Origin of the sequence: Streptomyces sp. WAC04114 (assembly GCF_019733245.1) — a bacterium.
Classification (GTDB): Bacteria; Actinomycetota; Actinomycetes; order Streptomycetales; family Streptomycetaceae; genus Streptomyces; species Streptomyces massasporeus_A.
In genome coordinates, this window is sequence record NZ_JAIGQA010000132.1 from 1 (window position 1) to 24,285 (window position 24,285).

27 protein-coding genes are annotated in these 24,285 nt (G+C 72.0%); 11 read left to right on the forward strand and 16 right to left on the reverse strand.

From position 1 onward, the window contains the following. Positions 1-3 precede the first annotated feature (3 nt). The 5 genes from K4G64_RS27690 to fabG form a co-directional block, all read right to left on the reverse strand. On the reverse strand, positions 4-504 hold the full coding sequence (locus tag K4G64_RS27690) for a hypothetical protein (protein ID WP_221758715.1): 501 nt from the start codon (positions 502-504) through the stop codon (positions 4-6). A 121-nt stretch (positions 505-625) separates the two neighbouring features. Further along, complete coding sequence (gene ung / locus K4G64_RS27695) at positions 626-1,309, reverse strand: uracil-DNA glycosylase (RefSeq protein WP_221758716.1); 684 nt, start codon at positions 1,307-1,309, stop codon at positions 626-628. Between the two features lie 93 nt (positions 1,310-1,402). Further along, positions 1,403-2,989: an ABC transporter substrate-binding protein gene (locus tag K4G64_RS27700; RefSeq protein WP_221758717.1), complete on the reverse strand. Its 1,587-nt coding sequence runs from the start codon at positions 2,987-2,989 to the stop codon at positions 1,403-1,405. A gap of 198 nt (positions 2,990-3,187) precedes the next feature. Next, the gene (locus K4G64_RS27705; protein WP_221758718.1) at positions 3,188-3,946 is read right to left on the reverse strand and encodes an SDR family oxidoreductase; all 759 of its coding nucleotides are present in this window, start codon (positions 3,944-3,946) and stop codon (positions 3,188-3,190) included. Between the two features lie 13 nt (positions 3,947-3,959). Next, positions 3,960-4,721, reverse strand: a complete 762-nt coding sequence (fabG, locus tag K4G64_RS27710; protein WP_097215411.1) for a 3-oxoacyl-ACP reductase FabG — start codon at positions 4,719-4,721, stop codon at positions 3,960-3,962. 230 nt (positions 4,722-4,951) lie between these two features. Here fabG and K4G64_RS27715 point away from each other — a divergent pair, with 230 nt between their 5' ends. Further along, a complete protein-coding gene (locus K4G64_RS27715; protein WP_221758719.1) occupies positions 4,952-5,443 on the forward strand; it encodes an excalibur calcium-binding protein in 492 nt (163 codons plus the stop codon). Between the two features lie 7 nt (positions 5,444-5,450). Here K4G64_RS27715 and K4G64_RS27720 read toward each other — a convergent pair whose 3' ends face one another. Both K4G64_RS27720 and K4G64_RS27725 read right to left on the reverse strand, forming a co-directional pair. After that, positions 5,451-5,864: a DUF3037 domain-containing protein gene (locus K4G64_RS27720; protein WP_221758720.1), complete on the reverse strand. Its 414-nt coding sequence runs from the start codon at positions 5,862-5,864 to the stop codon at positions 5,451-5,453. Then, positions 5,861-6,616: a HipA family kinase gene (locus K4G64_RS27725; protein WP_221758721.1), complete on the reverse strand. Its 756-nt coding sequence runs from the start codon at positions 6,614-6,616 to the stop codon at positions 5,861-5,863. The genes K4G64_RS27720 and K4G64_RS27725 overlap by 4 nt, the downstream gene beginning before the upstream one ends. A 198-nt stretch (positions 6,617-6,814) precedes the next feature. On the opposite strand from K4G64_RS27725, the gene K4G64_RS27730 reads away from it, so the two are divergent. Next, complete coding sequence (locus K4G64_RS27730) at positions 6,815-7,303, forward strand: Rieske (2Fe-2S) protein (protein WP_221758722.1); 489 nt, start codon at positions 6,815-6,817, stop codon at positions 7,301-7,303. Here K4G64_RS27730 and K4G64_RS27735 read toward each other — a convergent pair. Further along, entirely contained in the window at positions 7,290-7,940 is a 651-nt protein-coding gene (locus K4G64_RS27735) for a cysteine hydrolase (RefSeq protein ID WP_221758723.1), read from the reverse strand. The two genes, K4G64_RS27730 and K4G64_RS27735, sit on opposite strands and share 14 nt — an antisense overlap. A 133-nt stretch (positions 7,941-8,073) precedes the next feature. Between K4G64_RS27735 and K4G64_RS27740 the strand changes: the two genes are divergently transcribed. Next, positions 8,074-8,544, forward strand: a complete 471-nt coding sequence (locus K4G64_RS27740; RefSeq protein ID WP_030835784.1) for a pyridoxamine 5'-phosphate oxidase family protein — start codon at positions 8,074-8,076, stop codon at positions 8,542-8,544. Between the two features lie 123 nt (positions 8,545-8,667). Here K4G64_RS27740 and K4G64_RS27745 read toward each other — a convergent pair whose 3' ends face one another. Beyond that, positions 8,668-9,570, reverse strand: coding sequence for a LysR family transcriptional regulator (locus K4G64_RS27745; protein WP_190897185.1), 903 nt, complete (start codon positions 9,568-9,570; stop codon positions 8,668-8,670). Between the two features lie 74 nt (positions 9,571-9,644). Here K4G64_RS27745 and K4G64_RS27750 point away from each other — a divergent pair, with 74 nt between their 5' ends. Continuing rightward, positions 9,645-10,598 (forward strand): DMT family transporter, encoded by a 954-nt coding sequence (locus K4G64_RS27750; RefSeq protein ID WP_221758724.1) that lies wholly within the window; start codon positions 9,645-9,647, stop codon positions 10,596-10,598. Positions 10,599-10,609: 11 nt separating this feature from the next. Here the strand turns inward: K4G64_RS27750 and K4G64_RS27755 are convergent, their stop codons facing one another. Then, the gene (locus K4G64_RS27755) at positions 10,610-11,941 is read right to left on the reverse strand and encodes an aminotransferase class I/II-fold pyridoxal phosphate-dependent enzyme (RefSeq protein WP_221758725.1); all 1,332 of its coding nucleotides are present in this window, start codon (positions 11,939-11,941) and stop codon (positions 10,610-10,612) included. Positions 11,942-11,976: 35 nt separating this feature from the next. Here K4G64_RS27755 and K4G64_RS27760 point away from each other — a divergent pair, with 35 nt between their 5' ends. Both K4G64_RS27760 and K4G64_RS27765 read left to right on the forward strand, forming a co-directional pair. Further along, entirely contained in the window at positions 11,977-12,663 is a 687-nt protein-coding gene (locus tag K4G64_RS27760; protein ID WP_221758726.1) for a pyridoxamine 5'-phosphate oxidase family protein, read from the forward strand. Next, positions 12,663-13,295: an FMN-binding negative transcriptional regulator gene (locus tag K4G64_RS27765; RefSeq protein ID WP_221758727.1), complete on the forward strand. Its 633-nt coding sequence runs from the start codon at positions 12,663-12,665 to the stop codon at positions 13,293-13,295. Before K4G64_RS27760 ends, K4G64_RS27765 begins: the two co-directional genes overlap by 1 nt. A 243-nt stretch (positions 13,296-13,538) precedes the next feature. Here the strand turns inward: K4G64_RS27765 and K4G64_RS27770 are convergent, their stop codons facing one another. The 3 genes from K4G64_RS27770 to K4G64_RS27780 all read right to left on the reverse strand — a co-directional run bounded on the left by K4G64_RS27770 (position 13,539) and on the right by K4G64_RS27780 (position 16,352). After that, complete coding sequence (locus tag K4G64_RS27770; protein WP_221758728.1) at positions 13,539-14,489, reverse strand: DMT family transporter; 951 nt, start codon at positions 14,487-14,489, stop codon at positions 13,539-13,541. 224 nt (positions 14,490-14,713) lie between these two features. Then, a complete protein-coding gene (locus tag K4G64_RS27775) occupies positions 14,714-15,718 on the reverse strand; it encodes a DMT family transporter (protein ID WP_221758736.1) in 1,005 nt (334 codons plus the stop codon). Between the two features lie 85 nt (positions 15,719-15,803). Beyond that, positions 15,804-16,352, reverse strand: coding sequence for a Clp protease N-terminal domain-containing protein (locus K4G64_RS27780; RefSeq protein WP_308122509.1), 549 nt, complete (start codon positions 16,350-16,352; stop codon positions 15,804-15,806). 223 nt (positions 16,353-16,575) lie between these two features. Between K4G64_RS27780 and K4G64_RS27785 the strand changes: the two genes are divergently transcribed. After that, complete coding sequence (locus tag K4G64_RS27785) at positions 16,576-17,004, forward strand: SRPBCC family protein (RefSeq protein WP_221758730.1); 429 nt, start codon at positions 16,576-16,578, stop codon at positions 17,002-17,004. Positions 17,005-17,065: 61 nt separating this feature from the next. Here K4G64_RS27785 and K4G64_RS27790 read toward each other — a convergent pair whose 3' ends face one another. Further along, the gene (locus K4G64_RS27790; RefSeq protein WP_221758731.1) at positions 17,066-17,704 is read right to left on the reverse strand and encodes a PadR family transcriptional regulator; all 639 of its coding nucleotides are present in this window, start codon (positions 17,702-17,704) and stop codon (positions 17,066-17,068) included. Positions 17,705-17,870: 166 nt separating this feature from the next. Here K4G64_RS27790 and K4G64_RS27795 point away from each other — a divergent pair, with 166 nt between their 5' ends. Continuing rightward, complete coding sequence (locus tag K4G64_RS27795) at positions 17,871-18,689, forward strand: PhzF family phenazine biosynthesis protein (RefSeq protein WP_221758732.1); 819 nt, start codon at positions 17,871-17,873, stop codon at positions 18,687-18,689. A 49-nt stretch (positions 18,690-18,738) separates the two neighbouring features. Here the strand turns inward: K4G64_RS27795 and K4G64_RS27800 are convergent, their stop codons facing one another. Both K4G64_RS27800 and K4G64_RS27805 read right to left on the reverse strand, forming a co-directional pair. Continuing rightward, entirely contained in the window at positions 18,739-19,539 is an 801-nt protein-coding gene (locus K4G64_RS27800) for a CPBP family intramembrane glutamic endopeptidase (RefSeq protein WP_221758733.1), read from the reverse strand. 68 nt (positions 19,540-19,607) lie between these two features. Continuing rightward, a complete protein-coding gene (locus K4G64_RS27805) occupies positions 19,608-21,125 on the reverse strand; it encodes a glutamate-cysteine ligase family protein (RefSeq protein ID WP_221758734.1) in 1,518 nt (505 codons plus the stop codon). Positions 21,126-21,672: 547 nt separating this feature from the next. Here K4G64_RS27805 and K4G64_RS27810 point away from each other — a divergent pair. The 3 genes from K4G64_RS27810 to K4G64_RS27820 all read left to right on the forward strand — a co-directional run bounded on the left by K4G64_RS27810 (position 21,673) and on the right by K4G64_RS27820 (position 24,155). Then, a complete protein-coding gene (locus K4G64_RS27810; RefSeq protein ID WP_189593731.1) occupies positions 21,673-22,257 on the forward strand; it encodes a hypothetical protein in 585 nt (194 codons plus the stop codon). Positions 22,258-22,692: 435 nt separating this feature from the next. Next, the gene (locus K4G64_RS27815; RefSeq protein ID WP_030835828.1) at positions 22,693-22,896 is read left to right on the forward strand and encodes a DUF5999 family protein; all 204 of its coding nucleotides are present in this window, start codon (positions 22,693-22,695) and stop codon (positions 22,894-22,896) included. A 224-nt stretch (positions 22,897-23,120) separates the two neighbouring features. Further along, on the forward strand, positions 23,121-24,155 hold the full coding sequence (locus K4G64_RS27820) for a LacI family DNA-binding transcriptional regulator (RefSeq protein ID WP_221758735.1): 1,035 nt from the start codon (positions 23,121-23,123) through the stop codon (positions 24,153-24,155). Positions 24,156-24,285: the final 130 nt, after the last annotated feature.

Below are 24,285 nucleotides of genomic sequence, written 5' to 3' on the forward strand. Positions count from 1 at the left end.
CCCTCAGGGACGCTGCCGCGGCGGCGTCCACGCCCCCGGGCCGTCCTCCCCCAGCCGGGACTCCAGCCGTCCGATGGCCGCCCACACGCCCTCGCCGTAGCTGTCGTCGGCGAGGGCCAGGGCGGCTTCCCGGGCCCACCGCAGGTGCGTGCGGGCGGCGTCGCGGCGACCGAGCCTGATGTAGTCGTCGGCCAGGTTCAGGTGCAGGGAGGGGTAGAGCGCGACCACCGCGGTCACCGCGAGGGCCTCCTGCCTCGCCTCCTCGGCCGCCGTCAACGCGCGCAGGTCCCAGGCCAGTTCGTCCGCCGGGTCGTCCTGGGTGTCGGCCAGGTAGTGGGCGAGGGTGCAGCGGTGCAGCGGGTCGCCGTGCTCACCGAGCTCCGCCCACAGGCCGAGGAGCCGGTGCCGGGCCTCCTCCCGGTCCCCGGCGTGGTGCAGCATGACGACCTGCCCGATCCGGGTGAGCACGGCATCCGGCGCCGTCTGCTCCTGCCGCTCCGCCACGACGTCCTCCGCGCACTCGCCGGCTGTTGCTGCCGACGCTAACCGCAGGCGGGGGCGATCCGGCTCAGGCGGCTCCGGACGGCGCCGGGCCCGTCACGGCACGGCCGTACGACCGCGGGCCTCAGCCCAGATTCGGGATCGTCCAGTCGATCGGGGTGTGCCCCTGCGCCGCCACCGCCTGGTCGATCTGCGTGAAGGGGCGCGAGCCGAAGAACTTCTTCGCCGACAGGGGCGAGGGGTGCGCGCCCTTGACCACGACGTGCCGCGACTCGTCGATCAGGGGCAGCTTCTTCTGCGCGTAGTTGCCCCACAGCACGAAGACGGCCGGGTCGGGGCGCTCGGCCACGGCCCGGATCACCGCGTCGGTGAACTTCTCCCAGCCGCGGCCCTTGTGCGAGTTGGCCTCGCCCGCGCGGACCGTGAGCACCGCGTTGAGCAGCAGGACGCCCTGCTCGGCCCACGGCATCAGATAGCCGTTGTCCGGGATCGGCGTGCCCAGTTCCTGGTGCATCTCCTTGTAGATGTTGCGCAGGGACGGCGGGACCCGCACGCCCGGCCGGACCGAGAAGCACAGTCCGTGCCCCTGCCCCTCGCCGTGGTACGGGTCCTGGCCGAGGATCAGGACCTTGACCTGGTCGTAGGGCGTGGCGTCCAGCGCCGCGAAGACCTCCTCGCGCGGCGGATAGACGGGACCCTTCGCCCGCTCCTCCTCGACGAACTCCGTCAGCTCCTTGAACCAGGGCTGCTGCAGCTCGTCGCCCAGAACCCCGCGCCAGGACTCGGGCAGCATGGCGATGTCGGTCACGTCAACGTCCTCACGATGTGCGGTCACTTCCAGGCCACAGAACCTACAGGCGACCACTGACAACGCGCCCGGGAAAGTCCGGTGCCGGACCGCCTACCAGGCGGTCTTGCGGTGCAGCTCCCACAACATCATGATCGTCGACGGGTCCATGGCCCGCTCCGCGCCCGAGATGTCCCGGCTGGCCGCCACGTACTGCCGGCCCTGCCACAGCGGCAGCAGCCGCGCGTCGTCCACGAGGACCTGCTGGGCCTCCTCGAACTCCTTCACCACGTTCGCGCGGTCGCTCTCACGGCGCGAGCGGGGCAGCAGATCGCCGGTGATCTCGGGGGCCGGGTAGGGCGTGCCGAGGGCGTTCTGGTCGCCGACGAACGGCGCGATGAAGTTCTCGGCGTCCGGGAAGTCGGGGAACCAGCCGCGACCGAACACCGGGTACTCGCCCTTCTGGTAGCCCTCGACGTAGGTCTTCCAGGGGCGGCTCTTCAGGCTGATCGAGAACAGGCCGGACGCCTCGAGCTGGCGCTTCAGCTCCTTGAACTCCCCGGCGGTCTCGGAGCCGTAGCGGTCGCTCGTGTACCAGAAGGTGAGCGGGACGCGCTGGTTGATGCCCGCCTCCTGGAGGATCTTGCGGGCCTTGGCGACGTCGGGGTCGCCATAGTCGTCGAAGAAGCCCGTGGTGTGGCCGGTGAGGCCCTTGGGGACCATGGAGTACAGCGGGTCGACGGTGTCCTTGTAGACCTTGTGGGCGATCGCCGCCCGGTCGACGATCTGCGCGATGGCCTGGCGCACGGCCTTCTTGTTCGCCCAGGAGTCCTTCGGGTTGAACACCAGGTAGTTGATGTCGGTGCCGGTGCCCTCGACGAGCTGGATCTCCTCGTCCTTGGAGGACTTGCTCTGGAGCTCCACGACGTCACCGGCGGCCAGACCCCGGTAGGTCACGTCGATCTTCTCGTCCCGCAGGGCCTTCACCATGGTGGCGGAGTCCTGGTAGTAGCGGACGGTCACCGCGTTGTTCCGGCGCTCCGCGTAGCCCTTGTAGGAGTCGTTGCGCACGAGGACGGCTTCCTTGCCGTCGGAGTACGAGTCGAGGCGGTACGGCCCGGACCCGACCACGTCGCTGCCCTTGCGCAGGCTGTTCGCCGGGTAGGCCTCCGGGGACACGATCGACATGGCGGGGGTGGCGAGCACGAACGGGAAGGTGGCGTCCGGCTTGTTGAGGTGGAAGATCACCTCGCGGTCGTTCGGCGCCTGGACCCGATCGAGGCTGCCCAGCAGACCCGCGGGGCCACCGTTGACGTTGATCTTGCGGATCCGGTCGAACGAGTACTTCACCGCCCGGGCGTCGAGCGCGTCACCGTTGGAGAACTTCAGGCCCTCGCGCAGCTCACAGCGGTAGACCTGGTTCGAGGTGTCGCTGAAGCCGCACTTCTCGGCGGCGTCCGGCTGGGGCGTGCTCGCACCCGTCGGATAGCTCAGGAGCGTCTGGTAGATGTTGCGGAACAGCTCCCAGGAGCTGTCCCACGAAGCGGCAGGGTCGAGCGTGCTGGGCGCACTGGTGGTGCCCAGGACGATCGGTCCTTCGTCCTCCGGGGTATCGGACGACAGCACGCCACATCCGGCGAGCAGGGCCGATATGGACGCGATGGCCGCCACCCGCTGCAGGCATCGATTCCGGTTGAACACGCGCACGCTCCTCGATCTGCCATACCAAGGGTCGGCAGACCATACCGCAGTGCCGCGCCCGCTGACCCTCCCCGTCCACGACCTCTTGATCGATAAACCTTTGACGACGTTGTCATCGTGCCGTGCGGTGCTTTTACGCCGACACGGGCGCCGTTTGTGTCAACGGGCGCCCGTGCCGATCCGCGTACGCGGTCCTCGTCAGCCGGTTCCGGCGTTGAGGAAGATGCCGCCGTCCACCACGAGCGTCTGACCGGTGACCCAGTCGGACTGCTCGGAGGTGAGGAACGCGGCAGCGCCCCCGATGTCGGAGGGCACGCCCAGCCGGCCCAGCGGGTAGGCCGCCGCGGCCTCCTCCTCCCGGCCCTCGTACAGGGCCTGGGCGAACTTGGTCTTCACGACCGCCGGGGCGATCGCGTTGACCCGCACCTTGGGCGCGAACTCGTGCGCGAGCTGCACGGTCAGGTTGATCATCGCGGCCTTGCTGACGCCGTACGCGCCGATGAACGGCGAGGGCGACAGGCCCGCGACGGAGGCGATGTTGACGATCGCGCCGCCGTTGTCCTTCTGCCAGGCGTGCCAGGTCCGCTGGGCGAAGCCGAGCGCCGAGACGACGTTGGTCTCGAAGACCTTGCGGGCGACGTTCAGGTCGAGGTCGGCGATCGGCCCGAACACGGGGTTCGTGCCCGCGTTGTTGACCAGGTGGTCGACGCGGCCGAAGGCCTCCATCGTGCGCTCGACGGCTGCGGCCTGGTGGGCCTCGTCGTGCGCCTTGCCGGCGACGTAGATCGCACGGTCGGCGCCGAGCTGCTCGACGGCCTCCTTGAGGGCGTCCTCGTTGCGGCCGGTGATGCACACGCGGTCGCCGCGCGCGATCAGGGCCTCGGCGACGCCGTAGCCGATACCGCGGCTGGCGCCCGTGACGAGGGCGACCTTGCCGGAGAGTTCCACGGAAGTCATCTCTGTTCGTCCTCTAGTCGAGCGGTCCGCCGGCCACGTACAGCACCTGGCCGGAGACGAATCCGGCCGCCTCGCCGGTGAAGAAGGCGATGGCGTTGGCGATGTCCTCCGGCTCCCCGACGCGGGCCACCGGGATCTGGGTGGCGGCGGCGGCCTTGAAGTCCTCGAAGCCCATGCCGACGCGGTCGGCGGTGGCCTTGGTCATCTCGGTGGCGATGAAGCCGGGGGCGACGGAGTTGGCGGTGACGCCGAACTTGCCGAGCTCCTTGGCGAGGGTCTTGGTGAAGCCCTGCAGACCCGCCTTGGCGGCCGAGTAGTTCACCTGGCCGCGGTTGCCGAGCGCGGACGACGACGACAGGTTGACGATCCGGCCGAAGCCCGCGTCCACCATGTGCTTCTGGCAGGCCTTGGACATCAGGAAGGCGCCGCGCAGGTGCACGTTCATGACGGTGTCCCAATCGGAGACGCTCATCTTGAACAGCAGGTTGTCGCGCAGCACGCCCGCGTTGTTGACCAGGATCGTCGGCGCGCCGAGCTCCTCGGCGATCCGCGCGACGGCCGCCTCGACCTGTGCCTCGTCCGAGACATCGCACCCGACAGCGATGGCCTTGCCGCCGGCGGCGGTGATCTTCTCGACGGTGTCCTTGCAAGCCGCCTCGTCGAGGTCGAGCACGGCGACGGCGCGGCCCTCGGCGGCCAGTCGTACGGCGGTGGCGGCACCGATACCGCGCGCGGCACCGGTCACGACGGCAACCCGCTGGTCAGTGGTGGACATGACTGCTACTCCTCAGGTGAGCGACCGCTTAGTACCTTCAGTGGGTGTGACGCTAGAAGCCCTGGCACGCGGTGTCAACGGCCCAGGGCGGCATGTGATCCATCACCCCGGCCCCACCCTGCCCGGCAGCTTCCTCCGGGACACCCGATCGGCCTACGGCCACGCGCCGCCGCACCTCTCGGCGCCTAGCGTCAAAGCGCGAGCCACCCGTGACCGGAAGGAGGCGCACCATGCGCCGTCGCACCGGTGCCATCGGCACGCTGTTCGCGATCGCCGCGATCGTGCCGCTGGCCGACCCCGCTCATGCCCGGCAGGACCTGGACTGCCGCGACTTCGCCTTCCAGGAGGACGCGCAGGCCGTCTTCGACGCGGATCCGAGTGATCCCCACAGGCTGGACGAGGACCAGGGCCGCGACGACGGTGTCGCGTGCGAGGCGCTGGCCCACCGCGGGATCATCGACCCCACGACGTCGCCCACCTCGCCCAGCCCCTCCGCCAGTCCGTCCGTGAGTCCGTCCGTGAGTTCTTCGGTCAGCCCCTCGGTCAGTCCCTCCGCTCCCGTGACCGCCACTCCCACCGGCACTCCGAGCCAGGGTGTGCGGGGCGGGCTCGGGGGCGCGGTGACCTCGGGGCCGAGCGACTGGGACCTCGCGATCGGACTGGCCTTCGCGGCGGGTGCCGCCGTCGCCGCCGGCTGCGTGGTGAAGCGCCGCCGGCGCTGACGGCAGGTCACCTCACCAGCAGGTCCAGCAACCGGCCGGTCTCCGCCGCCGGGTCCGTGGTCAGGCCGGTGTGCACCGGGCCGGGCTGGACGATCGTGGAGCGGGGGGCGACGAGCCAGCGGAAGCGGCGGCCCGGGTCGTCGGCCGCCGCCTGCCCGGCCGCGGTACCACCCGCGCACAGGCCCTCCACGGCCCGCAGGGCGGCCCGCACCCCCGCCACGTCGGCGCGGGGGTCGAGGGCCAGCAGACGGGTCTCGTCGAGGTGGGTGCGGGCACCGACGTAGGACGCGGCGCGGCAGTAGACGAGGACGCCGGCGTTGATGCACTCGCCGCGTTCGACGCGCGGGACCACGCGCAGGACGGCGTACTCGTAGACCTGGCGGTCCCGCGGGCCGCCCTTGATGATGTGCCGGTCGTTCACTTCAGCCCCTGGATGCGGTCGTGGATGTCGGCGGCCCGGGCCAGCAGCGGGCGCGCGTAGGCCTGCCGGAGGTCGTCCGGCGCGGCGAATCCGGGTTCGTCCAGGAGCCAGGTGTCCGGGATCTGCGCGGTGACGTCGGCGAGGAGTTCCTCGGTGACCAGGGGCGCCAACTCGGCTGCGGCGGCGGTGACATCGGGCGCGAAGGACGCCAGCGCGTGGTCGTAGGCGTCGTAGGGGCGGGCGACGGAGGCCTGGACGCCGGGCCAGTTGTGGTGCCAGATCATCGTCGCTCCGTGGTCGACGAGCCACAACTCGCCCTGCCATCTGAGCAGGTTGGGATTGCGCCAGGACCGGTCGACGTTGTTGATCAGGGCGTCGAACCAGACGACCCGGCCGGCCTCCTCGGGGCTCACCTCGAACGCCAGCGGGTCGAAGCCGAGCGCGCCGGAGAGGAAGTCCATGCCGAGGTTGATGCCGCCGCTGGACCTGAGCAGGCTCTGCACCTGCTCGTCCGGTTCGCCGAGGCCCAGCTCGGCGTCCAGTTCGACGGTGACAAGACGCGGCGTCCGCAGCCCCAGCCGGCGGGCGAGTTCCCCGCAAACCACCTCGGCGACCAGCGTCTTGCGGCCCTGTCCAGCACCGGTGAACTTCAGGACGTAGGTGCCGAAGTCGTCCGCCTCGATCAGGCCGGGCAGCGAACCGCCCTCGCGCAGGGGCGCGATGAAACGGGTCGCGATCACTTCCTTGAGCATCGCCCCAGGTTACTGACGCACGCGGCGGCCGCGGTGACGGCCTCGCGGCGGGGCTGGCCGGAACCCGACAGCGAACCGACAGCTCCGCTTTACCCGTGTCCTTCCGAGATCGGGTCAGGATTTCGACATGGTCTGAACAGCCGGTCCGCAAGGGCCGTACCTCTCCGCAGATCACGAATCCCCGGAAGGAACGTCAGCATGACCAGCGAATCAGTTCAGCCGATGTCGGGACCGAGCCGCCGCACCGTCGTGGCGGCGGTCGGCGCGGCGGGGCTCACCGTGGCGCTGACGGCGTGCGGGTCGGAGGACAAGGCGTCCGACCCGTCCACCGAACAGGGCGCCGCCGGCGGCGGCGCGACGAACGACGGAGCCGGCTCGTCCGGCGGAGCGGGAGCCGGTGGTGCGGCGCTCGCGAAGACCGCCGACATCCCCGAGGGCAGCGGCAAGATCTTCAAGGACGAGAAGGTGGTGGTCTCGCAGCCGGCCGCGGGCGACTACAAGGCCTTCTCGACGATCTGCACCCACCAGAAGTGTCCGATGGTGGACCTCAAGGACGACGTCATCTCCTGCGCCTGCCACGGCAGTCAGTTCTCCGTTCTCGACGGCAGCGTGAAGAAGGGGCCGGCGGTCCAGCCGCTGGAGGCGAAGCAGATCAGCGTGAACGGCGACTCCATCACGCTCGCCTGACCCCGCCCGGACGCTCCAGGCACGCCAGTACCTCGTCCGTGGTCGCGACCGTGGCGACCAACGCGAGGGTGTGGCGGATCATCGCGGGGGTGTAGTCGGACGGCACTCCCGCGATGGCGTCCGCCGGGACGACGACGGTGTAGCCGCGGTTCACGGCGTCGAACACGGCATTGGGGACGGCCACGTTGGCGGAGACCCCGGTGACGATCAGCGTGCGGCAGCCGAGGTTGCGCAGCAGCGGGTCGACGTCGGTGCCCTGCACGGGTGACAGCCCGTGCAGACGCCGTACGACGAGGTCCGCCTCGGCGACCTCGATCGGGGCGGCCACCCGCACCGCCGGTGTGCCGGCCAGCTGCTGGACGGGCAGCCGTGCGGCGGCGCGGAACAGACGGGCGTTGCTGTTGGCGCCGCGGCCGTCGGGGCGACGCTCGGCGACGGCGTGGACGACCTGGACGCCGCCGTCGTGAGCGGCCGCCACCAGACGGGCGACGTTGGCGAGGGCACCGCCGGTGCGTGCCACTTCGGCGAGTTCGGGCAGGGCGCTGTCCGCCCCGACGACGCCCTCCTGGCACTCGACGGTGAGCAGCACGGTGGTGCGCGGTTCGAGGAGCTCGCTGAGCGCTTCGTACGAGGGCATGGGCTTCCCCTGTCACCGGCGGCCGGGCGGGCGAGCGTAACCACCATTGCGCACGGACGGAAGAGCACTCATCCTTTTCTGACGTGATGTCAGAGGATCTCCTCTGGCACGACGTGGGAGAAAGAGGGGGCGCATGACCGTCACGCAGCAGCGCAGAGGCCGGAAGATCATGATGACGCCGGGCGAGCTGGACGACTTCCTGACCACCCAGCGCACCTGCCGGGTCGCCACGGTGTCGGCCGACGGGGCGCCGCACGTGAGCACGCTGTGGTTCGCCTGGGACGGCGCCTCGATGTGGCTGTACTCGGTCGTCCGCAGCAAGCGGTGGACCGACCTGCGGCGCGACCCGCGGGTGGCGATCGTGGTCGACACCGGCGAGGACTACGACGAGCTGCGCGGCGCCGAGCTGTCGGGCACCGTCGAGTTCGTGGGCGAGATCCCGCGCACGGGCGAGCTGCGCGCCGAACTCGACGTGCCGGAAACGCTGTTCGCCCGGAAGAACTTCGGCCTGGAGGAAATGCCGCACGACGGCCGCCACGCCTGGATCCGCCTGACCCCGGAAAAGATCGTCTCCTGGGACTTCCGCAAGCTGGCCGGGCAGTAGCGGCCCCACCAGACCTTCGACGGGGTCTTGGCCCGGGGCCCTTCGGGTCTGGAGCACCGGATCTGCGGCATGGGCAGTCGCTCTCCCCGAGTCGCAGCCGCGGGGGCAGCCGCTTCCAGGGCGTCAGCCGACGCTCTCCCCCGCCGCCCGCAGGGCCTTCACCGCCGCTCGGATCGACGGGCGGCGGTCCGCGTCCGCGCGCCAGATGACGTACACATGCCGCCGGACCCGCTGCCGGAGGGGGACGGTCACGACCCCGGCGGGCACGGGGTGGCGGCCGAGCAGTGGGGCGATGCACACTCCGAGGCCCGCGGCGACCAGGGCGAGCTGCGTGTGGTTCTCGGCGGCGCGGTGGCCGACGATCGGCTCGACGCCCTTGGAGCGCAGCGTGAACATCAGCCACTCGTGGCAGAACTCGCCCTCGCCCCAGGTGATCCACTCGTCGTCGGCGAACTCGGCGAGGTCCACCTCCGCCCGCTCCGCGAGCCGGTGGCCCACCGGCATGGCGACCTCGGCCGGGTCGTCCAGGATCGACGCCTTGACCAGCCCGTCGGGCAGCGCCATCGGCTTGTTGTACCAGTCGAGCACCACGGCGAGATCGAGGTCCCCGCGCACCACCCCGGCGATGCCCTGCTCCGGTTCGAGTTCGCAGGAGCGCAGCCGGAGCGCGGGGTGCTGCGCGCGCAGTGCGGCCAGCGCGTGCGGGAACAGCCCCCGTGCGGCCGTCGGGAAGGCCGACAGCCTGAGCTCGCCGACGACCTGCCCGCGCTGCGCCTCCAGGTCGGACTGGGCCAGTTCCACCTGGGAGAGGATGCGTCCGGCGTGCTCGGCGAGCAGCCGGCCCGCGTCGGTGAGCCGTACACCGCGGCCGTTCTTGGCGAGGAGCTGCTGGCCGACCTCCCGCTCGAGCTTGGACAGTTGCTGCGAGACGGCGGACGTCGTGATGTGCAGCCCCTCGGCCGCCCCGCTCACCGATCCGTGCCGGGCGAGGGCGTCGAGGGTGCGCAGGCGCTCCAGGTTCAGCATGTAAGCAATGCTACGCGGTACCGAGTGCGAAATCTCGATTGTGCTACGAGGTTCCGTGCCGCATCGTGGCTGGCATGAGCACCGTCACCACCCCGGCCGACCGGGCGGCCACCGCCCCGTCCGCACCGCCGCGCCGCCGCCTCGACTGGCGCCTCCGGTTCGCCGCCCTGTCCCTGATCTGGGGTTTCAGCTTCCTCCTCATCAAGGTGGGCACCGAGGGATACGCACCGTTCCAGGTGACCCTCGGCCGGCTGGTGTTCGGCACGGCGGTGCTGGCCGCCGCGATGGCGGTGCGGCGCGAGCGGCTGCCGCGCGGGGCGCGCACCTGGGGCCATCTGGCGATCGCCGCGTTCCTGCTCAACGCCCTGCCGTTCTCCCTGTTCGCGTACGCCGAGTTGACCATCCCGTCCACGCTGGCGGGCATCTGCAACGCGACGTCGCCGCTGTGGGGCATGGCTCTGTCGCTGGTCGCCCTGTCGGAGGACCGGCCGACCCGGGTACGGGTGGCGGGGCTGGGTCTCGGCTTCCTCGGCGTGCTCACCGTGCTCGGCGCCTGGCAGGGCTTCCACGGCCTGGACGCCACCGGCACGGCACTGGCCCTGCTCGCCTCCCTCAGCTACCCGATCGGCTGGATCTACGTCCGCCGCACCCTGGCCGGCACCGGCCACTCGCACCTGTCGATGACCGGCGCCCAGCTGCTGCTCGCGACGGTCCAGCTGGCCGTCGTCACCTCGCTGTTCACGACCCTGCCCACCCGGGTCTCCGTCGTGCCACTGCTGGCGATCGCCGCCCTGGGCGCGCTGGGCACGGGCCTCGCGATGCTCCTCCAGTACGGCCTGGTCGCGGAAGTCGGCCCGACGACCGCGCAGATGGTCACGTACTTCGTCCCGGTCATCGCCACGGCTGCGGGCGTCGTCCTCCTCGGCGAGGCGCTCGCCTGGTCGACGCCGGTCGGGGCGGTGATCGTGCTGACGGGGGCGGCGCTGACCCAAGTGCGGCCCAAACCCCGGCAGCCGTCACAGCCGTAGCCCCGCGGGCTTCAGTCGTAGCTCCGCGCCGGGGCGGGTCCCAGGGCCGCGGCGATCGCGTCGGCCAGCGCCTCGATCTCGTCCCGGGCGAGCGTGGAGACGGTGACCCGGATGCCGGGCGGTGCGCTCAGCCGGAAGCGGGCGCCGGGGGCCACGGCCCACCCGGCGTGCAGCAGCCGGGCGACGGCGCCGGTCTCGTCCGGTACGGGCACCCACACGTTCATCCCACTGCGCCCGTACGCCGCCACACCGCGCCGTTCGAGCGCACCGATCAGCGCGTCCCGCCGCCGCCCGTACGACGCCGCCACCTCGGCGGTGTCCACCGCGCCGTCGGCCCACAGCCGCACCAGGGCCCGCTGCATCAGCCGGCTCACCCAGCCGGGCCCCAGCCGGTGCCGCCCGCGGACCCGGTCGACGGTGACGGCGTCCCCCGTGAGCACGGCCAGGCGCAGATCGGGGCCGTAGGCCTTGGCGGCGGAGCGTACGAACGCCCAGTGCCGGGTGACTCCGGCCAGCGGGTACAGGGGCACGTCGACGATGCCGTGGCCGTGGTCGTCCTCGATCAGCAGGACCTCCGGGTGCTCCCGGAGCACGGCGCGCAGCGCACGCGCGCGGGCGGCGCTCACCGCGGCGCCGGTCGGGTTCTGCGCGCGGTCGGTGACGATCAGGGCCCGCGCCCCGGCCTCCAGCGCGCCGCGCACGTCCTCCACGCGGGGCCCGTCGTCGTCGACGCCGACGGGGACGGTCCGCAGCCCGAGGGCGGGCACGAGATCGAGGGTGCGGCCCCAGCCCGGATCCTCGACGGCGACGGTGTCACCGGGCTTGAGGTGGGCCGCCAGCACCCGTTCGACGCCGTCGAGGGCCCCGGAGACCACGGCGAGCGGCCCCTCCGGCACACCGTCGGCGTCGAGTCCGGCCCGCGCGATCCTGGCCAGCTCCGGCTCCAGAGGGGTGTCCCCGTAGAGCACGGGCGCCCGGTCGCCTTCCTGCGCCGCCGCGGCGAACGCGCCCGCGAGGGGTGGCAGCAGCGCCGGGTCCGGATTGCCCTGCGCCACGTCCCGCACACCCTCGGGGACCTCCACCCGGAAGTGCTCCCGCCCGGTCGTCGCCGGGGCGGGCCGGACCCGGCTGCCGCGCCGGCCCGCGGTCTCGATGACCCCGCGCTCGCGCAGGGTGCGGTACGCGGCCGCGACCGTGTTGGGATTCACCCCCAACCGTTCGGCCAACTCCCGCATGGGAGGCAGAAGTTGACCGGGCCGCAGCTCCCCGGCTCCCACTGCTCGCTCGATGCTCGCGGAAATGTCCGCTGCGCGACGCCCACTGATCGGATACTCTCCTAGCACAAAGTAAATTATGCACTAGTGCAATGGAGAGCGCCATGCAGGGGACCACGCAGACGCCGTCGCAGCCAGAGGCCGCCTACACCCCGTCCGACCGCACCGTCCCCACCCGCTCCCCGGACCGGGCCTCGTACGACAAGGACCTGGTGCACGCGATACTCGACGAGGCCTACGTCTGCCATCTCGGATTCGTCCGCGACGGGGCGCCGGTCGTACTGCCCACCCTGTACGCCCGGGTGGGCGAGCGGCTGTACGTGCACGGCTCGACGGGCTCGCGCCCGCTGCGGGCTGCCGGTCAGGCCGACCCGGGCCTTGCGGTCTGCCTGACGGTCACGCACGTCGACGGTCTGGTCCTGGCCCGCTCGGCCTTCCACCACTCGATCAACTACCGCTCCGTGGTGGTGCACGGCGTGGCCCACGACGTGATTGACCCCGAGGAGAAGCGGCAGGCCCTGGACGCGCTGGTCGACCACGTCGTGCCCGGCCGCTCCGCGGACTCGCGCCCCGCCAACAAGAAGGAGCTGGCCGCCACCGCCGTGATCCGCCTGGACCTGGAGGAGGTCTCCGCGAAGCTGCGCACCGGCGGTGTGAACGACGAACCGGAGGACCTCGCCCTCCCGCACTGGGCCGGCGTCGTCCCGGTGCGGCGCACCTACGGCACGCCGGACTCCGACCCCGGCCTGGCCCCCGGCACCGAACTGCCCGGCTACCTCGCGGCCCTGTGATGCTGATCCACCCCTGGGACGCACCCCGCGACGACACCGAATGGCAACGGTGGCTGGCCGAGCACGACTTCGGCCAGCTCGCCGTCAACGGCCTGCCGGGCGAACCGCCCCACGTCCAGCCCCTGCACTTCGCCTACGACGCCGGGCGCGGCGAGGTCGTCACGCATCTCGCCCGCCCGAACCCGCTCTGGCCCGCGCTGGAGGCCGACCCGGACGTCCTGCTGAGCGTGGTCGACGACTACGTGTTCGTGCCCGGCCCCTGGCAGGCCGCCCCGGACGTCCCGCCCGAGCACGGCACCCCGACGAGCTTCTACGCGGCGGTGCAGCTGCGCTGTCGCGCCCATGTCGTGGACGACCCGGCGGAGAAGGCCGCGCTCCTCAACCGCCAGGTCGACCACTTCCAGCCGCGGGGCGGCTCCGCACGGGCGGCGGTGGGCGAGGCCCCGTACGGCAGGATGCTGCCCGGCATCCGGGGCCTGCGCCTCGAAGTGACGGACGTGCGCGCCAAGTTCAAGTACGCGAACCACAGGCCCGCCGAGGTCCGGGACCGGATCGCCGCGGGCCTGGCGGACCGCGGCGGTCCGGGCGACTCCAGGGCACGCGACCACCTCCTGCGCAGGCAGGAAGCCTAGGTCGGGTCCGCAAAGTCCCGCCGTCCGCCCGGAGGGCGGGCCCCGCGGCGTCTGGTGCGTGCTCTCGGCGCGCCGGGCAGAGTCCCTCGTACTGGACGTACTTGGGGCTTCGCCCGGTGCGGCGAGTGGGGGTACCCCCTGCTCGAGCGGAGTCGAGAGCTCGGGGGCGCGCGCCAGGCGTCGCGGGGCAGGCGGGACTTCGCGGACACGGCCCAGGACCCTCCGCGCGGGCCGGGCGGCGCCTCACACGGCCATCACCGGTTCCTCGGCCGTCCGCGCGTCCCGGGCCTCCCCTACCGCGAGGCCCGCCACCGAGCCCAGCATCAGCAAGGTCCCGGCCAGCGTCGCCGCGGTGAGGTGTTCGCCGAGCAGGACGACGGCGAGCACCGCCGCGCTCACGGGTTCGAGCAGCATGATCACCGAGACGGTGGCGGACCGTACGACGGCCGCGCCCGCGAAGTAGAGGCCGTAGGCCAGCGCGGTGGGGACGGCGGCGACGTAGAGCAGCAGGAGCAGGAGCCGGCCGGGTTCCTCGGTGTGCGGCAGCAGTCCCTCCGCCAGGGCGAAGGGCAGCAGGCACAGGCTCGTGACGGCGAAGGCCCCGGCGGTGGTCCGGGTGGCGTCGCCGTCGCCGTCGCGGCCCCATCGGCGGGTGAGCAGCGTCATCGCGCAGTACCCGGCCGCGGACAGCAGCGCGAGCAGCACCCCCGCGGGGCGTACGGTCGTGCCTCCGCTCCCGAGGACGAGCACCACCAGCCCGGCGAGTGCACCCAGCACGGCGACGGCACCGCCCCGCCCCAGGCGCTCGGACAGCGTCAGCCGGGCGCCCAGCGCGATGAGGACGGGGCCCGCGCCCAGGGTGACGACAGTGGCCACGGCGAGGCCGGTGGCGGAGACGGCCGCGAAGTACGCGGTCTGGAAGACGGCGAGGCCGAGCCCGGTGACCCCGGTGCGCAGTGCCCGTCGGCCGAGCGGTTCACGCACGGGGGCCGCGGCGCGCGGCCGCACCAGCCGGACGGCGAGCAGCAGCACGAGCCCTGCGGCGCAGCGCCAGAAGGAAAGGGCGACGGGCCCCATGTCGCTGGCCCGGTAGACCAGGGAGGCGGCCGCGCCCGCGGTGCCCCAGGCGACACCGGCGACGATCAGATACAGGAGGCCTCGCCCGATGGGCAGGCCGGAGGCGGTGTTCGACACGTGTTCTCTCCGCAGTCGCGCACGACGCGCCGCACGCGACGAGCGGCGGCGGGTGCGCGGAAGTTCTGAAAGGGCCCCGGATCAGTGGGGATCAGGGGTCCACGGACTTCGTCTGCGGGCAGCACCGTTCCGCGCGGCGGCGCATGGCCGGGCGCGGTTTCCGGAAGGGCCCGCCTCAGGCGGCCGGAGGCGGAAGAACGAGTGCGGAAGGCATGATCGGCACCTTAGGCGCTGGTCCCGCGCCGGGACAATTCCCTTTCCGGGCCGCCGCTCGCCACCGGCTGTTCGGAGCCCTTCGAGGGCGTCGAGGACTGCGCGATGAAGGCGCCCGCCAGCACGACGGCCCCACCGGCGATCTGCGGCGCCGAGAGGTGCTCGCCGAGCAGGACCCAGGCCAGGACGGTGGCGATGACCGCCTCGAGACAGGCGACGACCCCCGCGACCTGCGGGGAGAGCCGCCGCACGGAGACCACTCCGGTGACGTAGGCGACGACCGTGGCGACGAGGACGATCCACGCCAGCAGCACGACGGCGGCGACGGGCCTTCCGTCCATGCTCGCGGTGCCCTGGAGCACCGACCAGTCCATGGTCCAGGGCCGGGCGACGACGGTCAGCACGGCCGCGCCGACGAGCAGCCCGTAGGCGATGACACCGAGCGGGTCGGGCGCCTCGTCCCCGGCGTCGCTGCCCTGGTCGGACAGGACGAAGTAGCCGACCTGGCAGCAGGCCGCACCGAGCGCGAGCAGCAGTCCGAGGGCGTCGAAGCGCAGGCCCGACCAGATCTCGACGACGCAGGCCAGACCGCCGACCGCGAGGACGACACCGACGGCCGCGGCCCGCGTCACCGGCCGCTTCTGCACGAACCGCACCCAGCCCAGCACGAGCGCGGGCGCCAGGTACTCGATGAGCAGCGCGACCCCGACGGGGATCCGGGAGAGCGCGGCGAAGTAGCAGGCCTGGACGCCGGCGACGGCCAGCAGCCCGAACCCGGCGAGCAGCCCGGGCCGCCGGCGCAGCAGCGCGCGATGGCGCACGGCGAGCGGCAGCATCGCCAGGGCCGCCCCGGCCACCCGCAGCCACACCACGTGCAGCGGGTCCAGACCTGCTTCGATCAGCGGTTTGGCCGCGACACCGGATCCGCCGAAGGCCACCGCGGACACGAGCGCGAGGCCGAGCCCCACACCCCTGCCGCGCCCGCTCACGCTGCTGTCAGAGGTACGCACCGGCACATGATGGCAGGCCATGACAGGAGCGTCATCCCCCATGGCACCTGTCTCACGGCCTGGACGAGATGACCGGCTCCCGCCCTGCCGCTCAGCAGTTGGTCTCGCCGCACTCCTCGGTGAGGCCGGACCAGCCGTCGAGCCGGGCGGACACCTCGTGCGGGTCGATGCCGGCCCGTGCGAGCACCTCGACCGCCCGCGCCTGCGGGTCGACGACGATCGCCGCGAGCAGGTCGGTGCCGCGGGCCGGTCCGCCGCGCCCGGCGGCGCGCTCGCAGGCGTGCTCCATGCACGCGGCGGCGAGCGGGGAGAATCCCGTCGCTCCCGTCACCACGGGTACGGCGCCGGAGTCCTCGACACCGCTCTGCCAGCGCAGGCCGTAGCCGATGCTGCGCTGGACGAGATAGCCGAGCAGCCGCGCGATCTGCGGCCCCTCGCCGAAGACGGCACGCGCCTCGGGGTCCGATTCCAGCAGCGAGTGGAGCAGATGGGCGGTGTCGATCTGCCGGTCCCTGTCCCGCACGGCCCGGCGCCGGGCGCCGCCGACCACCGACGCCAGCTCGTCACTGAGCCTGGCATCGTTGTCCACGCGCTGAATGCCGTGCTCATGGGCCGACTGCCGGGGGATACGGGGTTGCACATCCTCTACCCCATCAGCCCCGCGGACCCGGGGCATCCCCGGCGGGAAGCATTCTCGCGTCCCACGGGAAGTGGACTCCAGCGAGCGGAATCTCCTCCTTACGGAGGAGATCAGGCGGATTCAGGTGGAGACCCCCACACTGCTGATGGTTCGTCAGTATTGAACATTGCGGCCGCCGCGGCTACGTTCCGCGACAACCAGCCCGTCACGAAGAGGTGGTCGCATGGCCGAAGTCAGCGCGGAGGCACGCATCGGGGCACCGGCCGAGAAGGTGTGGGCGAGGCTCACGGACTGGTCCGCGTACGGCGAGTGGAACGTGACCCACACGAGTTTCCCGGCGGGCGGTCCGGAGCCCCTGGAGGTGGGCGCGACGTTCCAGGAGAACATGCGGCTGATGAACTTCCCGGCCGAGGTGGCGTGGACCGTCGAGGAGCTGGAACCGGCCCGCGTGCTCGCCATCCGCGGCAAGGGTCCGATGGCGGTGACCGTCGCGACGCGCTACACCCTCACACCCGACGGCGACGCCACGACGGTCCGCATCGACGGCGAGTTCACGGGCGCGACGGTGTCGCTGATGGCGGGCAAGCTCAAGGACTCGGCCACGGCGGCCCTCAACGAGTCGCTGCGCACGCTGGACGGGCTGGTGGCCTGACACCCCCGGCACGCCGAAGCGCCCCCGGACCACTCCGGGGGCGCTTCGTCTCCTGCGCGGTTCAGTCCTCGTCGGCGAGGATCAGATACAGCTTCTTGCGGGCCTCGTTGATGACGCCGACCGCCTTCTCCCGCTGCTCCTTGCTGCCGGTCTTCCAGACCTGACCGAAGGCCTCCATCAGACCGAAGCCGGCCTGGCGGATCTCGCCGAGGGCTTCCCAGTCGACCCCGCGGGAGGCCTCCTCCCAGGGCGCCTCGGGACCCTCCTCGGCGGCCTCGCGGCCGGACTCTGTGAGCGAGAACAGCTTCTTGCCGCCCTCGGACTCACTGACGATCAGCCCCTCGTCCTCCAGCAGCTGCAGGGTGGGGTACACCGAGCCGGGGCTGGGCTTCCACGCCCCGCCGCTGCGCTCGGCGATCTCCTGGATCATCTCGTAGCCGTGCATCGGCCGGTCCTTGAGCAGGGCCAGGATCGAGGCGCGTACGTCACCGCGCCGCGCCCTCCCCCGTGGCCCTCCGCGCCCTCGTCCGCCCCAGGGTCCCGGGCCGAAGCCCGGTCCACCGGGCCCGCCCCACCCGGGGCCGCCCGGGCCGCCGCCCGGCCCGAAGGGACCGAAGGCCGCGCGCAGCCCTTCGAAGCCACCCCGACCGCGATGCGGGCCGCCGTGTCCATGTCCACGCTCGAATCCGTGGGTACGCATCGTTGACCACACTCCATTCCATCGTTGATCTGTCGCGATGCTTCAACGATATATCGGTAACGTCCGGCTGACAAGGCTCTGCCCGTGAGGCCCGGTCGGCGGAATCAGGCCGCCGCTCCCGAATTGGCCTTGGCCTGCGGCTTCATGGGAGCCCTAGCGTCGGGGCATGAGGATCCGAATCGTCGACGCCTTCACCGATCGCCCCTTCTCCGGCAACCCGGCAGGGGTCCTGCTCCTGCCCGGCGCGGACGCCTTCCCGGACGACACCTGGCTGCAGAACGTCGCCCTGGAGGTCAACCACGCCGAGACGGCCTTCGCCCACCCTCTTCCCGAGGGCGCCGAGGCGGACTGGGCGCTGCGCTGGTTCACACCGGCCACCGAGGTCGCGCTGTGCGGCCACGCGACCCTCGCCACCGCCCACGTCCTGCACACGACCGGGGCGCACACCGGCCCGGTGCGGTTCGCCACCCGCAGCGGCGTCCTCGTCGCCACGCCCGCTTCGGACGGCTCCGTCACGCTGGACTTCCCGACGGCCCCGCTCGCCCGGACCGACCCGCCCCGCGGCCTCGCCGAGGCCCTGGGCGCCGAGCCGCTCACGGTCCTCGACACCGGTCCGAACATCGGCGACCTGCTCGTCGAGGTCGCCGACGAGAAGACCGTGCACGCCCTCCGTCCCGACCTGGGGGCCCTCGCGGCCCACTCCGAGCGCGGCGTCATCGCCACCGCCCGCGCCGAGGACCCGGCCCGGGGCTACGACTTCGTCTCGCGCTGCTTCTTCCCGAACGTCGGCATCGACGAGGACCCCGTGACGGGCAGCGCCCACACAGCACTCGCCCCGTTCTGGTCCGAGCGCCTGGGCCGCCCGGGCCTCACCGGCCTGCAGGCCTCTTCCCGCTCCGGCCGTGTCCGCACGGAGCTGCGCGGCGACCGCACCCTGCTGACCGGCACGGCGGTCACGGTCATCGAGGGCGACCTGCTGACCTGAGACGCACGAAGGGGCGTACGACGGTGCTGGCGCCCCTGCCCGTGTCACGTCACGCCGTCGGCAGCCAGCCCACCTTGCCGGCCAGCAGCGCGTACCCGACGAAAGCCCCGAGGTCGAGCAGCGAGTGGGCCACCACGAGCGGCCCGACCCGCCCCCAGCGGCGGTAGAGGTAGACGAAGACGATACCCATGACCATGTTCCCGACGAAGCCGCCGATGCCCTGGTAGAGGTGGTACGAGCCGCGCAGAACGGAGCTGCCGACCAGAGCCGCCGTCGGGGTCCACCCCAGCTGGCCCAAGCGGCGCAGCAGGTAGCCGACGACGATCACTTCCTCCAGCACGGCGTTCTGGATCGCCGAGAGGATCAGCACGGGGTACTTCCACCACACCTCCGGCAGCACCTCGGGCACCACGGTGAGGTTGAAGCCGAGACCGCGGGCCGCGAGGTAGAAGGCGATGCCGGTGCTGCCGATGACCGCCGCGATCGCCGCCCCGCGTCCGAGGTCGGGCCAGGGGCGGGTGCGGTCGAAGCCGATCGTGCGCAGGCTCGCGCCCTCCCGCAGCAGGAAGTGCGCGACGAGCGCGACGGGCACGAGCGCCGTGGTGATCCCGAAGAGCTGCCAGGCGAGGTCCAGCCAGGGCCGCCCGGGCGCCGCCGAGGCGTTCATCGTGGCCGCCTGGTCCCTGAGGCCGCCCGGCTTGGTGACCGACCCGATGAAGCTGATCAGCGCGGACACTCCGCTCGCGCCCAGCGACAGCGCGAGGACCAGCAGCGTCTCGTTGCGGAGCATCCGCCGTGAGAGCCCCTGCTGGGGAATGGAATCGCCCACCGGGCTCGCCTCCGCCTGCACACCTGCCTCCACTTCACCGACCTGTCGGATCAGTATGGCGGCAGCGGGATCCCCTCCCCGCGGCGGAGTCAGCCCAGCGGCACCGGCTCGGGCAGTCCCACCGGCCAGGTGTGCACAGGGTCGCCCTTGTGCATCAGCTCGCGGTAGCGCCGGGTCGTGGCGGCCAGCGCGTCGCCCCGGGAGAGGCCGGCGTCCAGTGCCGTGTGGAACGTGGCGGCCTGCCAGCTCGCCCCGTTCACCCGGCGCCGGCAGCGTTCCTCGATCACGCCCAGGTACAGATCGCGGTCGGCCGGCTCGACTCCCCAGGCGTCCAGTCCCGCCTCGGCGAGCGGCAGCAGTTCGTCGCGGATCAGGTTCACCGCGTCGACCTCGGCCGTGCCGCTGTACCGGCCGCGCCGGGGCCAGGTGAAACGGGCGTCGATGCCGTCCTTGCACGCGGCGTCGAAGTTGGCGGCGGCCGCCTCGAACGGCAGCCGGGTCCACACCGGCCGGGACTCCTCGGCCAGGGCCCGGACCACCCCGTAGAAGAAGGCCGCGTTCGCGACGACGTCGATGACCGTGGGTCCGGCCGGCAGGACGCGGTTCTCCACGCGCAGGTGCGGGACGCCGTCGGCGATGCCGTAGACCGGGCGGTTCCAGCGGTAGATCGTGCCGTTGTGCAGGACGAGTTCGGCGAGCGAGGGCGTGCCGCCCTCGTCGAGCACCTTCAGCGGGTCCTCGTCGTCGCAGATCGGCAGCAGGGCCGGGTAGTAGCGCAGGTTCTCCTCGAAGAGGTCGTACGCCGAGGTGACCCAGCGCTCCCCGAACCAGGTGCGCGGCCGGACACCCTGGGCCTGGAGCTCGGGCGGGCGGGTGTCGGTGGACTGCTGGAACAGCGGGGGCCGCGACTCGCGCCACAGCTCGCGGCCGAAGAGGAAGGGCGAGTTGGCGCCGACGGCGATCTGCGCGGCGGTGACCGCCTGGGCCGCGTTCCATACGTCGGCGAAGCGGGCCGGGGTGACCTGGAGGTGCAGTTGCACCGAGGTGCAGGCGGCCTCCGGCGCGATGGACTTCGAGGTGCAGCTCAGGTGCTCCACGCCGTCGATGTCCAGGGTGAACTCCTCGCCGCGGGCCGCCACGATCTGGTCGTTGAGGAGGGTGTACCGGTCGGCGTCGGAGAGGTTCGACGACACCAGGTCGTCACGGTCGAGAGTCGGCAGAATACCGATCATCACAATTCCCGCGTCGACCTCGCCGGCTTTTCGGTCGGCATATGCCAGTGACGTACGGAGTTCCTCCGCGAGCCGGTCGAAAACCCGGCCCCCCAGACGGTGCGGGGGGATGTTCACTTCCAGGTTGAACATGGCGAGCTCTGTTTGGAAGTCGCGACTCGCGATACGTTCCAGGACTTGCCCGTTCAACATTCTCGGCATGCCGTCGGCACCCGTGAGATTCAATTCGATCTCCAGCCCCATCAGGTTCTTGGGGCGATCGAACCGCTGCTCCGCCAGGAGTCGCTCCAAGCCCGTCAGACACTGACGCAGCTTGTCGCGGTAGCGCTGGCGATCGGCCAGGTCGAACCGGCCTGCCGCGACCTTCTCCCCCATCGAAGCGTCCCTCCTCGGAGTGATGCGGGCCGTGACCCCGCCGCCGGGGTCCCGGTCAGGTGGAGGATGCCCCGTGAAAGCGATCGATAACGTCCCGGGCGGACCCGTCGGCCGCTACGCTGGTCACGTGTGACCGGTGGCACATTCACTCGGCATGTCGCACAGGACGGGTATCGACCCCCGGGAACTCGTGAAAAACGCCGACGAGAATGGGCCGACCGGTTCGCGGACATGCACCGAGGTCACCGCAGTGCACCCCCGCCTGGAATCGGCATAATTCTCGCATAACGGCGACCGAATGTACCCTTGTTCTACTCACCGGAAACGGCTAGGCGAAACACAGTCTGAACCCGTGTCGTATAAACTCCGCGAACAAGGCAGAAGGTTGGCGCCCACGGTCGATGGGTCCTGCCGTCGAGGCGACGCGGATCCCACCCCCCTCTCGTTCACATGACCCCGGCCCCTGCCTCTCTGACCCTCGTGAGCTGACAGCGCCGTCCGCCCCCGCCCTCGCGCCACCGTGCCTTTGAATGAGAGGCGACCCACCATGCCGCTGCACGTCCCTCCGGCTCCTGCGCCCGCACTCCGTTCCGTCCTCACCGCCCTCTCCTCTCCCACCGCGGTCCGCGAAGCCCGAACTCCCTCTTTGCTCGGCACCCAGGGACCCGCCACACCCGAGCTCCCGCTGCCCGTGCACGTCCTCGACCACGTCACGGCCGAGGGCGTCTCCGCGACCCGCCTGGCCGGGTGGCGCTTCCTGATCCGCTGCGGCGACCACGCCGTGGCCGCGGCGGAGACCATGCTGACTCCCGACGGCTGGGCCTTCTCCCACTTCTTCGAGGGCCCGTACATCACCTCCACCGAGCGCGCCCTGCGCCAGGCCGAGACGATGCCGCAGCCGTACCAGCCCCGCCTGCTGTCGGTGCCCGGCCTGTACATGCTGACGCTCTGGCTGCACGAGGACTGCACCGCCGACGGTGCCACCGGCCACCCTGCCGCCACCGACCTGCTCGTCCCGCTGGCGCCGGCGCCTCCTGGCATCGCGGCCCACCGCCCGCACCGCGTCGCCGAACTCCTTCCGGTGCTGACCCACCGGGCGGCCCCCACCAGACTGCTCGGCTCACCCGCCTGAAGCACCGCGCAGTCCTCCGCACCCCGTCGCCGAATTTCCGGCGGCGGGGTCGTTCATTTGCCGCGCGTTCGACCACGAACCGCTCACACGATCGCCTTCTCGCTCACACGATCGCTCGCACGAGCGATCGTTGGCTCGTACGAGCCGACAGGGGAGCCGACCCGAGCGGACTAGCCCTATCCGGCCAGTGCGAACCACCCGAAGGGACAGTGCAGTTGGGATGAACCGTCCGCGCGGGTGACGCGTCCTGAACCTGTAAGAAGCGGTGCCGCGAAATCCCTGCGGATTGACGCCCGTGGGGCAACACTGGGTTCCGACGACTTATCACAACGGGGGGCGGCCATGAACGACACTTCTAGCCGCGGAACAGACACGACATCCGACTCAGCCGACGCAATCCCATCGTCCATCTCGACCCAGCGAAAGATCCCACCCATGTGCCAGCACCAGACCCAGTGCCCCTCAGCCGACTCCGCCGACCGGGAATCCGCTCGCCTCGTGGCGCACCACCCGGAACAGGGATGGAGCCTGCTGTGCAACGGCGTGGTGCTCTTCGAGGACACCGGCGAGCTGCTGCCGGACGGCCGGGCCATCGCCCCGCACCGCCCGCTGGCCGGCCAGGTGATGACGGCCGCCTGAGGGCGTTCGGTAACGGCCGCCTGAGGCCGTCCGGCGGGGTGACGCCCGCCGGCAGACATGAGGGGCCGGCCGCAGGACACCCTGTGCACCGGCCCCGACGCATGTCCGCGGGTCGTCACTTTCCGTCACCCGCCGCCACGTCCCGTTCCCGCCTCGCGCGCCTTCCCACCGATGCCCGTTTTCCGGAAGACTCCTGGAAGTTTCACGGTCACCCGTCGACGGAGGTGGGGCAAGTAGGAGCACGTGGGGCCGACGCCGAGGGCAAGGTCACGATCACGGAGATCGCCCGGCGGGCAGGTGTGTCCGTGCCGACCGTGTCCCGGGTCGTCAACGGCCGGTCCGACGTGTCGCCGCAGACCCGGGCCCGGGTCGAGGACCTGCTGCGCCGGCACGGCTACCGCAGGCGCCCCGCGGCCCCGGGTGCCCGTGCCGCCCTGCTCGACCTGGTCTTCAACGACCTCGACAGCCCCTGGGCCGTGGAGATCATCCGCGGGGTGGAGGAGGTCGCACACGCCGCCGGGGTCGGCACGGTGGTCTCGGCCATCCATGGACGTTCCGGCGACGCCCGCGAGTGGATGCGCAACCTGCGGGCCCGCGCCTCCGACGGCGTCATCCTCGTGACGTCCGCCCTGGATCCCACCCTGCACGAAGAGCTGCGGATCCTCGGCGTGCCTCTGGTGGTCGTCGACCCGGCGGGCGCCCCCGCCCTGGACGCCCCCACGATCGGCGCCGCGAACTGGTCGGGCGGCCTGGCGGCCACGGAGCACCTGCTGTCCCTCGGTCACCGCCGGATCGGTCTGATCGCCGGCCCGCCCCGGCTGCTGTGCTCCCGGGCCCGCCTGGACGGCTACCGCGCGGCCCTGGAGGGCGCCGGGATCGCGCCGGACCCGTCCCTGGTCGTCCCCGGCGACTTCCGCCCCGAGTCCGGATTCACCGCCTGCTCCACCCTGCTCGACCTCCCCGAGCCGCCGACCGCTCTGTTCGCGGCCAGCGACCAGATGGCACTCGGCGCGATCGAGGCACTGCGCCGGCGCGGACTGCGGGTGCCGCAGGACATGAGCGTGGTCGGCTTCGACGACCTTCCGGAAGTCCGCTGGTCGGCCCCGCCCCTGACGACGATCCGCCAGCCCCTGGCCGACATGGGCAAACTCGCCGTGCGCACGGTGCTGGGCCTGACCCGCGACGAGCAGCCGGACTCACCACGCGTGGAGCTGGGCACCGACCTGGTGGTCCGGGCGAGCACCGCGCCCCGGGCCTGATCTCCGCCACGCGGAACGGCGCCCGCCGCCTGACCTCCGCCACGGGGAACGGCGCCCCGCCACCCCCGGTCCGGCAGGGCGCCGTTCCCCGTGGCGGAGGTCAGGCGGCGGGCGCCGTTCCGCGTGGCGG

Bases quoted from the DNA above. Each gene is read 5' to 3' on its own strand.
- K4G64_RS27750 (WP_221758724.1), top strand. From the start codon at position 9,645: ATGAGCACCGTCACCACCCCGGCCGACCGGGCGGCCACCGCCCCGTCC.
- K4G64_RS27745 (WP_190897185.1), bottom strand. From the start codon at position 9,570: ATGCTGAACCTGGAGCGCCTGCGCACCCTCGACGCCCTCGCCCGGCAC.
- K4G64_RS27790 (WP_221758731.1), bottom strand. From the start codon at position 17,704: ATGCGTACCCACGGATTCGAGCGTGGACATGGACACGGCGGCCCGCAT.
- K4G64_RS27740 (WP_030835784.1), top strand. From the start codon at position 8,074: ATGACCGTCACGCAGCAGCGCAGAGGCCGGAAGATCATGATGACGCCG.
- K4G64_RS27735 (WP_221758723.1), bottom strand. From the start codon at position 7,940: ATGCCCTCGTACGAAGCGCTCAGCGAGCTCCTCGAACCGCGCACCACC.
- K4G64_RS27760 (WP_221758726.1), top strand. From the start codon at position 11,977: ATGCAGGGGACCACGCAGACGCCGTCGCAGCCAGAGGCCGCCTACACC.
- K4G64_RS27715 (WP_221758719.1), top strand. From the start codon at position 4,952: ATGCGCCGTCGCACCGGTGCCATCGGCACGCTGTTCGCGATCGCCGCG.
- fabG (WP_097215411.1), bottom strand. From the start codon at position 4,721: ATGTCCACCACTGACCAGCGGGTTGCCGTCGTGACCGGTGCCGCGCGC.
- K4G64_RS27765 (WP_221758727.1), top strand. From the start codon at position 12,663: ATGCTGATCCACCCCTGGGACGCACCCCGCGACGACACCGAATGGCAA.
- K4G64_RS27725 (WP_221758721.1), bottom strand. From the start codon at position 6,616: ATGCTCAAGGAAGTGATCGCGACCCGTTTCATCGCGCCCCTGCGCGAG.
- K4G64_RS27730 (WP_221758722.1), top strand. From the start codon at position 6,815: ATGACCAGCGAATCAGTTCAGCCGATGTCGGGACCGAGCCGCCGCACC.
- K4G64_RS27705 (WP_221758718.1), bottom strand. From the start codon at position 3,946: ATGACTTCCGTGGAACTCTCCGGCAAGGTCGCCCTCGTCACGGGCGCC.
- K4G64_RS27805 (WP_221758734.1), bottom strand. From the start codon at position 21,125: ATGGGGGAGAAGGTCGCGGCAGGCCGGTTCGACCTGGCCGATCGCCAG.
- K4G64_RS27785 (WP_221758730.1), top strand. From the start codon at position 16,576: ATGGCCGAAGTCAGCGCGGAGGCACGCATCGGGGCACCGGCCGAGAAG.
- K4G64_RS27810 (WP_189593731.1), top strand. From the start codon at position 21,673: ATGCCGCTGCACGTCCCTCCGGCTCCTGCGCCCGCACTCCGTTCCGTC.
- K4G64_RS27795 (WP_221758732.1), top strand. From the start codon at position 17,871: ATGAGGATCCGAATCGTCGACGCCTTCACCGATCGCCCCTTCTCCGGC.
- K4G64_RS27815 (WP_030835828.1), top strand. From the start codon at position 22,693: ATGTGCCAGCACCAGACCCAGTGCCCCTCAGCCGACTCCGCCGACCGG.